This is a genomic window from Thiocystis violacea (assembly GCF_016583575.1).
GTDB classification, from domain to species: domain Bacteria; phylum Pseudomonadota; class Gammaproteobacteria; order Chromatiales; family Chromatiaceae; genus Thiocystis; species Thiocystis violacea.
In genome coordinates, this window is record NZ_NRRG01000038.1 from 17,382 (window position 1) to 31,512 (window position 14,131).

16 protein-coding genes and 1 pseudogene are annotated in these 14,131 nt (G+C 64.7%); all 17 read left to right on the forward strand.

The window, feature by feature from the left end; all coding sequences use genetic code 11:
* Window positions 1-15: 15 nt before the first annotated feature.
* The 17 genes and pseudogenes from CKO27_RS16555 (at window position 16) to CKO27_RS16630 (ending at window position 14,130) form a co-directional block, all read left to right on the forward strand.
* Window positions 16-1,170, forward strand: a complete 1,155-nt coding sequence (locus tag CKO27_RS16555; RefSeq protein ID WP_200376023.1) for a hypothetical protein — start codon at window positions 16-18, stop codon at window positions 1,168-1,170.
* A gap of 57 nt (window positions 1,171-1,227) precedes the next feature.
* The gene (locus CKO27_RS16560) at window positions 1,228-2,652 is read left to right on the forward strand and encodes an SNF2-related protein (RefSeq protein ID WP_200376024.1); all 1,425 of its coding nucleotides are present in this window, start codon (window positions 1,228-1,230) and stop codon (window positions 2,650-2,652) included.
* 67 nt (window positions 2,653-2,719) lie between these two features.
* Window positions 2,720-3,172, forward strand: coding sequence for a hypothetical protein (locus tag CKO27_RS16565; protein WP_200376025.1), 453 nt, complete (start codon window positions 2,720-2,722; stop codon window positions 3,170-3,172).
* Window positions 3,173-3,233: 61 nt separating this feature from the next.
* Entirely contained in the window at window positions 3,234-3,518 is a 285-nt protein-coding gene (locus CKO27_RS16570) for a hypothetical protein (protein ID WP_200189748.1), read from the forward strand.
* A 13-nt stretch (window positions 3,519-3,531) separates the two neighbouring features.
* Window positions 3,532-3,996 (forward strand): hypothetical protein, encoded by a 465-nt coding sequence (locus CKO27_RS16575; RefSeq protein WP_200376026.1) that lies wholly within the window; start codon window positions 3,532-3,534, stop codon window positions 3,994-3,996.
* Window positions 3,993-5,225 (forward strand): DUF3440 domain-containing protein, encoded by a 1,233-nt coding sequence (locus tag CKO27_RS16580; RefSeq protein ID WP_200376027.1) that lies wholly within the window; start codon window positions 3,993-3,995, stop codon window positions 5,223-5,225. Before CKO27_RS16575 ends, CKO27_RS16580 begins: the two co-directional genes overlap by 4 nt.
* Window positions 5,225-5,746, forward strand: a complete 522-nt coding sequence (locus tag CKO27_RS16585) for a ParB N-terminal domain-containing protein (RefSeq protein ID WP_200376028.1) — start codon at window positions 5,225-5,227, stop codon at window positions 5,744-5,746. The genes CKO27_RS16580 and CKO27_RS16585 overlap by 1 nt, the downstream gene beginning before the upstream one ends.
* Window positions 5,716-5,856, forward strand: a pseudogene (locus tag CKO27_RS25335) (helix-turn-helix domain-containing protein); the annotation flags it as partial. The gene CKO27_RS16585 and the pseudogene CKO27_RS25335, both read left to right, overlap by 31 nt.
* A 110-nt stretch (window positions 5,857-5,966) precedes the next feature.
* The gene (locus CKO27_RS16590) at window positions 5,967-6,389 is read left to right on the forward strand and encodes a hypothetical protein (protein WP_200376029.1); all 423 of its coding nucleotides are present in this window, start codon (window positions 5,967-5,969) and stop codon (window positions 6,387-6,389) included.
* Between the two features lie 17 nt (window positions 6,390-6,406).
* Window positions 6,407-6,859 (forward strand): DUF4124 domain-containing protein, encoded by a 453-nt coding sequence (locus CKO27_RS16595; protein ID WP_200376030.1) that lies wholly within the window; start codon window positions 6,407-6,409, stop codon window positions 6,857-6,859.
* 579 nt (window positions 6,860-7,438) lie between these two features.
* Window positions 7,439-7,954 (forward strand): hypothetical protein, encoded by a 516-nt coding sequence (locus CKO27_RS16600; protein ID WP_200376031.1) that lies wholly within the window; start codon window positions 7,439-7,441, stop codon window positions 7,952-7,954.
* A 350-nt stretch (window positions 7,955-8,304) separates the two neighbouring features.
* Window positions 8,305-9,072, forward strand: a complete 768-nt coding sequence (locus CKO27_RS16605; protein ID WP_200376032.1) for a BRO-N domain-containing protein — start codon at window positions 8,305-8,307, stop codon at window positions 9,070-9,072.
* A 125-nt stretch (window positions 9,073-9,197) separates the two neighbouring features.
* Complete coding sequence (gene gpW, locus CKO27_RS16610; RefSeq protein WP_200376033.1) at window positions 9,198-9,449, forward strand: gpW family head-tail joining protein; 252 nt, start codon at window positions 9,198-9,200, stop codon at window positions 9,447-9,449.
* A 1-nt stretch (window position 9,450) separates the two neighbouring features.
* Window positions 9,451-11,049, forward strand: a complete 1,599-nt coding sequence (locus tag CKO27_RS16615; RefSeq protein WP_200376034.1) for a phage portal protein — start codon at window positions 9,451-9,453, stop codon at window positions 11,047-11,049.
* Window positions 11,042-12,160 (forward strand): Rha family transcriptional regulator, encoded by a 1,119-nt coding sequence (locus CKO27_RS16620; protein WP_200376035.1) that lies wholly within the window; start codon window positions 11,042-11,044, stop codon window positions 12,158-12,160. The genes CKO27_RS16615 and CKO27_RS16620 overlap by 8 nt, the downstream gene beginning before the upstream one ends.
* Entirely contained in the window at window positions 12,157-13,488 is a 1,332-nt protein-coding gene (locus CKO27_RS16625; RefSeq protein ID WP_200376036.1) for a S49 family peptidase, read from the forward strand. The genes CKO27_RS16620 and CKO27_RS16625 overlap by 4 nt, the downstream gene beginning before the upstream one ends.
* A gap of 12 nt (window positions 13,489-13,500) precedes the next feature.
* A complete protein-coding gene (locus tag CKO27_RS16630) occupies window positions 13,501-14,130 on the forward strand; it encodes a head decoration protein (protein ID WP_200376037.1) in 630 nt (209 codons plus the stop codon).
* Window position 14,131 lies beyond the last annotated feature (1 nt).

Genomic DNA, 14,131 nt, shown 5'->3' on the forward strand with positions numbered 1-14,131 from the left:
AACGGGAGAAACGCCATGGCTCGCGCCTATTTCCACTGTTCCACCTGCAACGACAGCGTCGCCATCTACGGCCACAACCGCCGCGAAGCCGACCGCCTAGCCGCCTGGCACGAATCCCAGGGGCACATCTGTGCCGACTGCGAGCAAAAAGCCTTCGCCATCAAGAACGCCGAGGCCGCCCAAGCCAACGCTGCCGCCGGTCTCCCGCCGCTCTCCGGCACCGACAAGCAGGTGCAGTGGGCCGAATCCATCCGCGCCGAAACCATCAAGGCCATCGCCGACGCCCGCAACGGCCGTCTCTCGCCCCTGGAGCAGGCCCGCCTCTGGGGCGATCTCGACACCGACGATCCAGGCCTCGACGCCGCCCTAGTCGCGCTCCAGGGCCAAACCCGCGCCTCTTGGTGGATCGACCGCCGCGACCGTCGCGCCTCCGATCTGCTCGCGGAGGTCGCCGCCAGTCCAGCCCCCGCGCCCCAAGCCAACCCAGATCAAGCCGCCCTGGCCGCCGCCGCCCAGGCCGAGGCCACCGTCCGCCCAACCGCCGAGCAGACCGCCGCCGTCGCCGAGATCCGCGTCATCGGCGACAAGATCGAGATCCACTTCCCGGAAAAGCGCGAAGACTTCCGCCAGCTCGTCCGCTTCGAGCTGGGCTACGCCTGGAACGGCACCGCCTGGGCGCGCCCCATCACCGCGCGCTCCGGCCCCCTGGCCGATCGCGTCGCCGAGCTAGGCGCGCGCCTCCTCGCCGCCGGCTACCCGATCCGCCTGCAAGACCCCGAGCACCGCCGTCGCGCCATCGAGGCTGACTACCAACCCGAGCGCAAACGCTGGATCACCGGCTACACCAGCGGCGCGCATCAGGGTTGGCTCTGCATCCAATGGCCCCGCGACGAGGATCTCTACAGCCCCGCCAAGCGCCTGCCCGGAGCGCGCTACGACAAGCCCGCGATTGCCGTCCCGGCCTCCAGCTACGACGCGATCGAGGATTTCGCGGAGGCCCACGGCTTCGCCATCAGCGACACCGCCCGCGGCTACCTCGACGCCGCCCGCGCCGCGCATGACGCTGCCTTGATGGTCCAGCCCGCCCGCATCAAGGGCCGCGAGCCGTGCGGACCTGGGTCCATGCCGGAGGCGACGGGGGAGATTGATCAGGCGTTGATGGACGATTGACCTTGCATCAAAGCAATTTTCCTCAGCTTTTTATTGCAACATAATTGGTTTTTATAAATGCAAGTATGGACCGCCACCACAACCCTCCTCCCCCACCAACAAGACGCGGTCCACAAACTCCTCCCCGCCCGTGTCGGTGCGCTCTTCGCCGACATGGGCACCGGCAAGACCCGCGCCGCCCTGGATCTGGCCCGGCTGCGTCAAAGCAAGATCGACCGCGTCATCTGGTGCTGCCCCGTCAGCGCCAAGGAGACCATCCGCCGCGAGATCCTCAAGCACATCGACACGAACCCCGCCGCCATCCACGTCTTCGACGCTCGGACCACCGAGCGCACCTGTCCCGCCGTCCCCTGGTACATCGTTGGCACCGAATCCATCAGCGCCTCCAGCCGCGTCGTTTGCACCCTGGCCGCCCTGATCGACGATCGCACCATGGTCGTGGTCGACGAATCGCACCAGATCAAAGGCCACCGCTCCCGCCGCACCGAGCGACTGACCGCGCTCGCCGCCAAGGCCCGCTATCGCCTCATCCTCACCGGCACACCCATCAGCCAGGGCATCGTCGACCTCTTCGCCCAGATGCGCTTTCTCTCCCCGCGCATCCTTGGCTATCGCAGCTTCCACACCTTCGCCCGCAATCACCTGGTTTACAGCGAGCGGTTCCGGGGGCTGATCGAGCGCGAGAAGAACGCCGAATACCTCGCCGCCAAGATCCGCCCCTATGTCTACCAGATCACCAAGGAGGAATGCCTGACCCTGCCCGCCAAGCTCTACAGCCGCCGGTACACCGATCTGACCGCCGCACAGGAGACCGCCTACGCCGCCGCCAAGGAGCGCATCCTGATCGACGAATGCCTGTTCGGCGAGGACGACTGGCAACGCCGGGTCGCGATCTTCCACCTCTTCACCGTCCTCCAAACCATCGCCTGCGGCTTCGAGACCACCCCCGACAAGCGCGTCATCCGCTACCCCCATCACCGCATCGAACTGCTACGGGAAGCCGTCGCCCGTTTGCCCGAGGAACCGGTTGTCATCTGGGCCAAATACCACCACGCCATCGAGCAAATCACCGCGGCCCTGACCGCCGACCACGGCCCCGCCAGCGTCCAGCCCTACCACGGCCGCCTCAGCGAACGCGACCGCCAGCGCAGCCTGGACGCCTGGCGCACCGGAGGACGCTTCCTGGTCGCCACCCAATCGGCCGGAGGACAATCGATCGACCTCACCCGCGCCCGCTATGTCATCTACTACGCCAACGCCTTCAAATACTCCGAACGCCAGCAATCCGAGGACCGCTGCCACCGCCTCGGCCAGACCCAGCCCGTGACCTACCTCGACCTCTGGTCCACCGCCGGCATCGACGACCGGATCGAAAAAGCCCTGGGACGGAAGGAAAACGCCGTCGCTGCTTTCCGTGCCGAAGTCGAGAAGGTCCGCAAAAGTCACAAGGACAGGCTGCGTGAACTGGTTCAGGTTCTGTAAATTCAGGCTTGCGTTTACGCCCAATGGGCGTATGATTACCCCATCGACAACGCAACAGGAGCCAGGCATGACCACGAAGACTCACACGCTATCCTGCAAAAACTTCCATCCATCGGCGCGTCCCTGGAAGCTTTACGGCCATTCCGCCAGCCGCGTTGAGCACGTTGCGGACGTAGCGGTCAAACTGGAAGACTTGGTCGACCCGCTGTCTCGGTTCCTCGCCGAGCACGCGCCGCAATGGCTCGCTGGCGGTCACATCAACCATGACAGAGCCAGCCGCATCCGCTGCTGGAACGGCCGCAGCGAGGCTGACATGGTCATCTCAGAGTGCAAGCCATACGCCGAAAACCTGATCAAAATCTATGGCCTAGACACAGTTCCGTGCCAGGTTTCCGATTGGCGTTTGCCGCAAGTCGATAAAGCCGACGACGGCGTATCTTTCTGGACGCGCGCAGCCAACCAAATGCGCGGCGCAGGAACCGAAATGGTGCGGATTGGCGAAGCGGTCTTTTTCGTCTGAATAACGGCGGGCCACGGACGTCCCGCGCGCCAGAAATCGTCCAGTTCTCCCTGAGGTCCGCATGGCCAAGATCACCAAAAAAGACTACGCCGAGACCGTCGACCTCTATCTGCTTGACGGCATCCTGGTCGAAGACGACCGCCGCGGCCGTTGGAGCTGGAGGTATAGCCTTCACTACCACGACCGCGATGACGACGGCCAGCCGGACACCCGGACCTTCAAAACGCATGAAGCCGCCGTTCGTGCCGCGACCGAATGGCTCAAGACGCATGACAGCAACCTGGCCGGGATCGCCAAGCACCACGCCTCCGAATGGATGCGCTACAACCATCACACGTTCTACTGATGAGCGCGCGCCGATGAAAGCCCTCGACAAATTCATGACCCGCCAGGGCGAGGTCGTCATCTTCAGCGCCACCAGCGCCAATGACGCCCAGCACTTCTGGACCCTAATGGGTCGCTGGTTCGCGTCCAAGCCCGTCGCCGACGCCCTCGGCGAAGGGCTCTATGACCACGACGCCATCCTCTGGACGCTCGCCCTGATCGGCGAGCAGGTGGTCGGCTTCGGCGCGATCGACCTCAGTCATCTCGGCAAAGGCGACGCGCTCCTCAACTACGCCTATGTCGCCGAGCCCAACCGCCACACCAGCATCTACCGCCGCCTCCTGGAGGCCCGCGTCAAGCTCATCCGCGACGACACCGAGGCCCGCCGCGCGGTCGCCATCTGCACCGCCGACAGCGCGCCCACCCTGGCCAAGCTCGGCTTCACCGCCACCAGCCAGCGCGGGCGCTACACCCGCTTCGTCCTGGAGATCCCGCGGTGAACGTCTACCAGGCCGCGCTCGCCCGGATCGAGGAAGCCATCCGCACCCATGCCGATTTCTATGTCAGCTTCTCCGGAGGGAAAGACTCCGGCGTCCTCGTCCATCTGGTGATCGAGGTCGCCACCCGCTTGGATCGGCTCCCGGTCAAGGTCGTCTTCTCCGACCTCGAAGCCATCTTCCAAGAGACCGCCCGCTACGTGCGCAGCATCATGGACCGCCCCGACGTCGAGCCTTACTGGCTCTGTCTCCCCGAGATCGAGAACAACGCCACCAGCGTATACCAGCGCTATTTCCGCTACTGGGATCCACGCGAACGACCCTGGGCGCGCGACCTCCCGGACATGCCCTATGTCATCACCGAGGCCAATCTGCCCGACTGGCTGCGCCCCTACTACACCACCAGATCCGTCAACGACTGGACCATCACCCGCATGGGCGAGGCCCTGTGCGACAAGACTGGCGCCACTGACGTCGCCAACTTTATCGGCATGCGCGGCGACGAATCCTATGGGCGCCTGATGAACGTGCGCACCATGAAGCACCGCGACAAGAAGAACCCCCACACCTACCGCTATATCCACAAGGATCCGCGCACCTGGATCTGCCTGCCGATGCACGACTGGCACGTCGAGGATGTCTGGCACTACTACGCCGTCAACCGCCTGGACTACAACCGGGTCTATGACTCCATGCACCGCATGGGCATCCCGCCGCACGAACAGCGCACCTGCTTCGCCTTCGGCGAAGAGCAGAAAAACACCCTGTTCCAATGGTGCGTGATCGAGCCGGAAACCTGGGATCGCATGGTGACCCGCGTCGCCGGGGCCAACTTCGGCAAGCTCTACAACCACACCCGCATCAACAGCGGCAAGGTCCGCAAGCCGGCCGATCTCACCTGGAAAGCCTACACCCAGCTCCTGCTCGACTCGCTCCCCGAGGAAGCCCGCGCGCTCTTCAAGGAAAAGTTCGCCATCGTCTTCCGCTACCACCAGCATTTCTATGGCGACAAGGCCGGCATCCCGCCCGAGGTCTACATCCAGGACAGCCGCAAGGACTGCAAGCGCGTCATGGCCGAGACCGGCCTTGGCATCAAGCACTTCATCACCTGGGAGACGCTCGCCAGCGCCATCATCAAGCGCGACTTTGTGTTCAAGCGCTACGGCTTCGGCTATAGCCAAAAGATGCAAGACCGCATCGAATCGATCTATGCCAAATACGGGGATCTCTGATGAACAACCGCACGCCCGATTTATTCGGCAATGACGAGATCCAGATCCGGCTACCCGTCATCGTCCCGCTGGCCCAGCTCAAGCCCAACCCCTGGAACCCCAACAAGGTCGCCAAGCCCGAGCTGGAGCTGCTCAAGCGCAGCATCCGCAAGTCCGGATTCTGTTTCCCCATCGTCGTCATCCAGGACGGCCCGGACAGCTACATGATCGTCGACGGCTTTCACCGCCACATCGTCGCCCAGCAGCTCAAAATGCGCGAGGTTCCCGTCGTCATCCTCGACGATCCACCCGAGGAACTCATGGCCGCCACCATCCGCTTCAACCGCGCCCGTGGCACCCACCAGATCGACCAGATGAGTCACATCGTCGGCGATCTGGTCCAGATGGGCCTGACCGACTCCGAAGTCGCCAAGAATCTCGGCATGGACGCCGACGAAATCCTCCGCCTCAAACAGAACACCGGCATCGCCGAACTCTTCCTCGATCATCAATGGTCCACCGCCTGGGAGCCCAACGCTTGACCGACCTCACCTTCCAAACCGCCCAAGCCCGTCTCGGTCTCACCCGCGCCGAGCTGGCTGCCGCCTTGGGCGTGGATTACGACACCCTCTCCAAGTGGGAGCGTGGCGAGCGCACCCCGCCCGCGGTCGCGGCCAGCCATCTTCGCCTGCTCGGCTGGCTGCACGGCAAGCGGCTCCTCAACCCCTGGCTACTGATCTGCCGGGTCAAACGGAATCCCCCATGTTCATCATCGAAAACCGAGGCCAAGCCATCGCCCGCACCAACTACTGGGGCAGCGACCACGCCCGCAACGGCTACCTCTACCTCACCTGGAACGCCGGAGCCGCCAGACTCCTCGTGCCCGATGCCGCCAAGGCCATCCTCAGAGACATGACCGGCGCGCGCGAGGTGCTGATCTCGCGCGGACCCTGGCCCGACCAGGGCGGACGCGAAGCGCTGGAGCTGCTGTGGGAAGACGACAGCGACAGCCCCTTCGCCATTCACCTGGTCGCCGAGCAAACGGACCGACTGATTCCGGAAGAGCAACAAGGAGGAGGATTCGCCGTCGCCGTTTGGACCCGCGGCGGCATGAAAGGCCGCTGGCCGGGCCGATACCGGATCGTCGAGGCTATTCCCTGCTTGAACCCATGGACCATCAACTGAACGAAAAGGAGACCGACATGAACCGCCAAGCCCTCGTGATCGTCGCCGTCCTGATCGCCGCTGGAAACGCCCACGCCGCCGGCCTCTACAAATGCGTCGATCCAGTCACAGGGAAAACCACCTTCTCGCAGTTCCAATGCGCCCCCGATGCCGCGCCCGTGGATGTCCGCATTCACGCCCCAACCGCCGAGCAGGTCCAAGCCCACGCCGCGCGTGTCGAATCCGACATCCAGTTCCTTGACGAAGAGAGCGCCAGGCGCCGCGCCATGGAGGCGGCCGCCGCGCGCCAACAGGCGGTCGAGAACGCACGCACCCGGCATGCCGCCGAAATCTCCGCGATCGCGGCCAGGCGCGCCCGAGCGGCCAACAATCTGGCCGGAGCCACTTGGGAGAATGCGCTATCCCAAGACGCCGCCGCCGCCGACGCGCGCTACCAGGCGGAAATGGACCGGTTACGCGGGGAGCGCTGACGCCCGGAGGTTTGACCCTCGCGCCGAGAGTTGCGCCCGGTCACGGACACCGCGCCACGCTTTGGATACGCTGTTCCCTCGCGAATCGGATCGATTCAACGGAGAAAACAGCATGAAGCGGAAACTGATGGTGATCGCCGGGCTGCTGCTGGCGGGAGCGGCTCAGGGAGGGTGTTACGACTTGCGCGACGCGAACGGAGCGCTCTTGTCCTCGACGCCAACTCCGCCGTTTTCACTCGCTTGGCCGGACGAGGCTCCAGACGCCAAAGCCGCCCGCGCGCGAGGAGAGCGGGTCGTCATTCGGCAAGGAGCGTGCTACGCCGTCAGTCGTGACGGCGACGTCTCGCCCGTCATGCAAGAGCGAACGCTCGGAGCGCCTGTTGTCCATTACGCTCGAAGCACCGGGTCTTATGGCGGCGTTTCTTCTGCGTATAGCGGCGGCGGATCCTACGGCGGAGGCGGTTATGGGGGAGGGAGAACCGTTCATACTGGCCCGAGAGGCGGGAAGTTTTACATCAATAGCCGTGGCAACAAGACTTACGTCAAAAGACGATAAAAACGCGCATTAAAGGAGTCAGCATGCAAGTCGTACAAGAACAATTAAAGCAATGCAATGTGTGCAACCGCCAAACCCTTCATCAGCGAAATAATAAGCAGATGTCATGGGTTATGCATTTGGTGTTGGCGATTTTTACCCTAGGGGCATGGCTGCTAATCTGGTTGTTAATCGCCATCTGGCATATCCTGACCAAGCCCATCGGGGCGCGCTGGATATGCTCGGTTTGCGGGCAGAAAGAGTCAGCGACCCCTACATTTGATCGAATGTTTGCGACGGACAAATCAAAACCGCCGCGCAACCTCCGCGCCGAGCCGAAAACAAGAGAAACGGCCAAAGCGACTCCTCCCGCCCCACCTAAGCCGAAAGTTTCGGCGGTCATCCAGGCGCCACGGCCCATCCCTGGCCAGCCAGAATTGCTGCTCCCCGTCCAGGCGCAACACGAAAACGATATTATCCGATGCTCCAATCCAGGCTGCGGGCGTTTGCTGCCGCTGGCGTCCGCGACGTGCGTTCACTGTGGGACGGTTCATTCCTGACGTGACACCATCGGCTTACGACCCCTTCAGCCACCCAACGCTGAGATTCTGGCGTTGGGTGGCTCGCTCGATCCGGCGCCTCTGGCGCAAGTCGCGGCGTTGACACCCGCGACCGACCCGGCCTATCCTAGCGCTCAAGAGGCCTCGAAACCTCGCAAACTCTACGCGGATCCCGCACCCGTCAGACATGCGGTATTTTTTTGCCCAGCCGATTTATGGCCGGGAGTGCGCATTGGATACAACACCCGAAAGGGGAAACATGCGCGCGGTCTCGTAGAGCCGTTTCGAGCCTCCCGGCCGCCCTTCTGGGTTGGTCAATTGTCTCGAAGGCAAATCTACGGAGGTCCATCATGGGCACCAGCAAGAGCAAGATCGTCACCTTCTCGTTCGACCAGTCTTTCAACGTCCGCGTCATCATGCGCGATGGAGATCCGTGGTTCTATGCCGTGGATGTTTGCGCGGCGCTTAGCGTCGCCAATGCGCGCGACGCCATCGCGAAACTTGACGATGACGAAAAGATGCAAGTCATTGATCCTGATACCGTCGGTTTAACCGACGGTACTGGAATCAATAACTTAGTAAACGCCGTCAACGAATCCGGCCTCTACACCCTCATCCTTCGCTGCCGCGACGCCACCAAGGCCGGAACCCTCGCGCACAAATTCCGCAAGTGGGTCACCGCCGAGGTCATCCCCTCCATCCGCAAGACCGGCGGCTACCAGCTCCCCGAGATCGAGATCCCCGCGACCCTGGAGACGGTCAACAGCGCCGATCTCGGCCGGCTCAGCCACATCGTCTACCTGATCAAGACCAACTTTCACATGGAGGGTAGCGCCTCGCACGCCGCCTATGCCCATCTGCGCAAACAGTTCGGGCTGGAAAAAGGCATCGCCAGCTTGCCGACGGCTTATCTGGAGCAGGCCGTTCAGATCCTGCTGGAACTCCAACGCCTGTCGTTCGCCTTCAAGGGCCTCGTCATCGAGGCCGAGAACCAGTTCATCCGCCAGGTGCTGCGCTCCGGCAAGCCCCTGGACGATGAAGCCTTCAATGCCTTCTTCGATGCCGAACTGGCCAAGCTGATGGCCGATCACCGCCAGTCGCTCCAGCGCCTGAACTGATCCCGCCCGCGACCATTTTCCTGCCCCCAGGGAAATGGTCATCAGCCCCCATTGAAATTTCTCTCAGAGAAATTTTCAAATTTCTTGACTAAAAATTTCAATGCCCGCCTGTCAGGCTGTCGGGCATGTTGTCACGCACCCTTCAAACGCTTTCCCTCGCCGAGCTGCAAACCGAGCGCTCGGCCTGCCTCTCCGCGCTCTTCAAGCTCGCCCGTGGCGAGACGACCCAGCGCGTCGGCTTCGACGGGCGCGCGGTCGACTACACCCCCGCCGACACAGCCAAGCTCGAAGCCCTGATCGGCGAGCTGGACCGCGCCATCCGCGCCAAGGAATCCGGCCGGACCCCCAACCGCCGCCCGCTGCACCCGGTCTACTGACATGGGTTGGCCATCCTTCTTCCGCCCCAAGGCCCAAGCCGCCACCGACACCGCGCACGATGCCGCGAGCCGGACCACGCGCGGCCTGGAAACCTGGCTGCCGCGCGGCGGCTCCGCCGATGCCGATCTGCTCCCCGAGCTGGCCAGCATCGCCAACCGCTCGCGCGACCTCGAACGCAATCACCCGCTCGCCGCCGGCTACCTCCAGACCAACCGCGACAACATCGTCGGCCATGTCCTGAGCCTCTCCGCGCGACCGGATACCGACCTGCTCGGCTGGGACATCGACCAAGGCCGCGCCTGGGCGCGCACCGTGCGCGCACAGTGGCGCACCTGGGCCGAATCGCCGGAATGCGACGCCGCCGCCAGCGACACCCTGCTCGATCTCACCTTGCAGATGCTTACCGGCGCCTTCCTCAACGGCGACGCGGTCTGTCTGCCGCTCTGGATCGAGCGCCCCGGCGAGGGCTGGAAAACCAAGCTCCAGATCGTCGAGTCCGACCGCCTGGCCACGCCGCCGCACCTCACCCACCGCGCCGACATCCGCAACGGCGTCGAGATCGACGCCCACGGCGCCCCGCTCGCCTACTGGATCAGCCGCACCCACCCAGGCGATAGTCTTGGTCTGTTCGGGCTTGCCGCCGTCGGACCGGACGACTTCCAGCGCCTCCCGGCCACCACGCCCTGGGGCCGTCGCCGTGTCATCCATCTGCGCGACAAGACCCGCGCCGGCGCCAATCGTGGCCGCCCGATCTTCAGCGCGGTGATCAAGGAGTTCTTCCAGGCCGGCAAGTACACCAATGCCGAACTCAGCGCCTCGGTCGTCAACGCCCTAGTCGCCGCCTTCATCGAGTCCACCATGGACTCGACCGAGGTTCACGAGATCTTCAACAGCGCCGAGGGCGGCCCCGAAGCCTACTGGCGCGATCTGCTCGGCCAGGCCCAGCCGCGCCTGAAAGAAGGCGCGTTGATCCAGCTCCCGATCGGCGCCCGCGCTAATTCCTTCACCCCCGGCCGCCCGAACGCCGCCTTCGAGGCGTTCATGCATGCCGTGCTACGCCACATCGCCGCCGGGCTCAACGTCCCCTATGAGCTGCTGACCAAGGACTTCAGCCAGACCAACTACTCCAGCGCCCGCGCCGCCCTGCTGGAGGCGTGGCGCTACTTCCACGGCCGCCGCCGCTGGCTGATCGACCACTGGCTGCGCCCGGTCTACGAACTCTGGATGGAAGAGGCCGTCAACCTCGGCCGCGTCGACGCCCCCGACTGGTACCAACTGCGCCACGCCTATCTGCGCGCCCGCTGGGTCTTCTCCGGCCGCGGCTGGGTCGATCCCACCAAGGAAGCGAACGCCGCGCAGATCCGCATGGAGATCGGCGTCTCGACGCTGGAGCAGGAATGCGCCGAACAGGGCCTGGACTGGGAAGACGTCGCTGAACAGCGCGCCTTCGAGCGGCAGCGCCTCGACGAACTCGGGCTGGCCCCAACCGACACCCTCGCCGTCGCCGCCCTGGCCGCCGCGACCGCCACGCCCGAGCCAGACCAAGACGAATCCTCCGATCCAAACCAGGACCGGAAAGAGGAGGCGCGACATGCCTAGCGCCGCCCCGAAAACGACGAACCCCCGCGCGGCTGGTACCGCGCGAGGGCTCTTATCACAACCAGCAAAGCAGGTGCTGACCATGACTGACAAGAGCTTAACACTTCACGTCAAGCCGTCCTATGCCGCGAAGTATGGCGTGGAGTTTTTCGAGCGCAAAACCATCGACTCTTACGCGCTGTGGGCGATCACGCTGAAAGACCCAGAAACCAAGCGTTACCCCAAGAATCCGACCGCTTACGGCAAAACCGCCACGCTTGAGCAAGCGCATCTCGACCTAACCGCGTGGTGCGAAGCGCATGGCCTTGCGTTTGCCGACATTCGCAGCGAGCCGCCCGCCTGGAAGCTGGTCAAGGATCTGCTGGAAGGGAAAAGCGGCGCGGAATGGCACGCGCGCCAAGTCAAACGCCCGCGCCTGGCAAATACCATTCTCGACATTCCGCGCGCTGATCAGCAGATGGTCTACGCCATCAAAGGGCAACCAGTCACCGATAGCCTGAAGGTCGCGGAGTATTTCGAGAAGAACCACAAGAACGTCTTACGGGCTTACGACAATCTTCCCAAAGATGAATTCAACCGGCTCAATTTTGAGCCCGCTGATTTTACTGATAAAAACGGCGAAGTCCGACGCATGATCCGCATGACATGGAAAGGTTTCTCCATGTTGGCGATGGGCTTCACCGGCCAGAAAGCCTATCACTGGAAACAGCAGTTCCTTGATGCCTTCGAGATGATGGGTCAGGAAATCGACCGTCGTCGCGAGACCATCGCGGACCCGCCAAGAAAGAACCTCTTGCTCGAAAAACGCCAATCCGGCGGATGGCTGACAGATGCTGTCCTGGAATGGCGCACCGATCAAGGCAAGCTGACCAATGCCAAGCATTACATGGCGGAAAACCGCCTGTGCAACTGGTGCCTGACCGGCGCCTTCGACCCCATCGACGAAGCAGCCCTGAAAAACGAAGAACTGGCGCTCTTGCGCCTGGTGCGCGAGCGCAACGCCGCCTTGATCGTCGCGGGGATCGACTACGCCGAGCGCAAGTCCCGCCTCGCCCAATACACCATCCGCCAGCGCACGCGGCTCTTGGCCGTACAGGACGCCGCCGCATGAACTACCCCCACCTCGCCGCGCGGATCTTCAACACCCCGCTGCTGATCCACCCGGCCAAGCTCGACGCCATCATCGCCGGGCTGGGCGGGCGCCTGCTAGGCACCGGCCTTGATCATGATTCCAACGCCCATACCCCGGTCGACGCCGAGGGCCAGCCGCTTCCGGCCGAGCTGTTCAGCCGCCAGCGCGGCGAGACCCGCTACGATCGCCAGGCCGGCACCTACTACCAGGTGCAGAACGGCGTCGCGCTCATCGACATCCACGGCGCTCTAGCCCACCGCACCAAGATCAACGCCGACTCGACCGCGATCATTGGCTACCAGGAGATCGCCCGCAACATCGAGGCCGCCCTCGCCGACTCCGATGTCGGAAGCCTCCTGCTGTCGGTCGACTCCCCCGGCGGCGAGGTGTCCGGCGCCTTCGAGCTGGCCGCCCTGATCCGCGAAGCCGACGCCCGCAAGCCGGTCCACGCCATCGCCGACAGCCTCTCGGCCTCGGCCGGTTACCTCATCGTCAGCGGGGCCAGAACCATCAGCGTCGCCCCGACCGGTTACGTCGGGTCCATCGGCGTGGTCATGACCCACGTCGACGTGTCGCGCGCCCTGGCCAACGACGGCGTGGCCGTCACCCACATCTATGCCGGCGCGCACAAGGTCGACGGCACCCCCTATCAGCCGCTCCCGGACGCCGTGCGCGAGCGCTTCCAAGCCGAGATCGACGACCTCTACCGGCTCTTCGTGCAGACCGTCGCCGAGTCCCGCGGCCTCGACCCCGCCCGCGTCCTCGCCACCCAGGCCGGAATCTTCCGCGCCCAGGCCGCCGTCGACGCCGGACTCGCGAACCGCATCGCCACCCAAGATTTCATCGTGTCCGAGCTGGCGGCCCAGCGCCCCCGCTCATTCCCCGTCGGGCAACCCGCCCGCGCCACCGTCAGCACAGGAGCCAAAGCCATGACTGACACCACCCAGGCGGGCGCATCCAACCAGCCCGCCATCACCGAAGCCGACCTCGACGCCGCGCACAAACTGGGCGCCGAAGCCGAACGCACGCGCATCTTCGCCATCCTCGACAGCGCCGCCGCGCAAGAGCGCCCCCAAGCCGCCCTCGCGCTCGCCCGCAAAGGAGCGATCGATTCCGCCACCGCCGCCGACGTGCTCGCCAGCCTGCCGACCGAGTTCGCCACCCTGGAGGCGACCGCGCCGACCTCCTTCGAGCGCCACATGGCGAGCCTCCAGAACCCGCGCCTGGCCCCCGACGGCGACGAGACGGATCCGGATCTCGCCGCCAGCGCGGCCTGGGCCACTGTCGTCGCGCGTTACGCCAACTAAGAGGACTTCCGCATGACCACGCTTACCGAAGGCCGCCATGCCGGCGGGTTCATCGTCTCCGAAGCCAACGGCGGACGCTCGCGCGAAACCGTGACGCTGGCCGCCGCGCAAGACCTGGAGGCCGGCACCGTGCTCGGCCAGATCCTGGTTGGCGCCGCCACCGCCGCGGCCATCGTCGGCACCGGCAACGCCACCATCTCCGCCGTGACCGTGAGTGCCGGCGCCCTTCCCGGCGCCTACACCCTGCTCGCCATCGCCGCGACCAAGCTGCAACTCTACGGCCCCGAGGGCCAGTATCTCGGCCTCGCCACGGCCGGCAGCGCCGCGACCCTCGGCGGACTCACCTTCACGGTCACGGCCGGCGGCACGCCCATGGTGGCCGGCGACAGCTTCACCATCACCGTGGCCGCCGGCTCCAGCGCCTACGCCCAGTTCGACCAGGACGGCACCGACGGCACCCAGCACGCCGCCGGCATCCTGATCTACGGGCAGACCACCGGCGAGTCCACCGAGCCAGGCGTCATCCTCGCCCGCGACGCCGAAGTCAACGGCTCCGAGCTGACCTGGCCCAGCGACATCGAAACCGCCGAAAAAGCCGCCGGCATCGCCCAACTCGCCGCACTCGGCGTCATCGTCCGCTAAG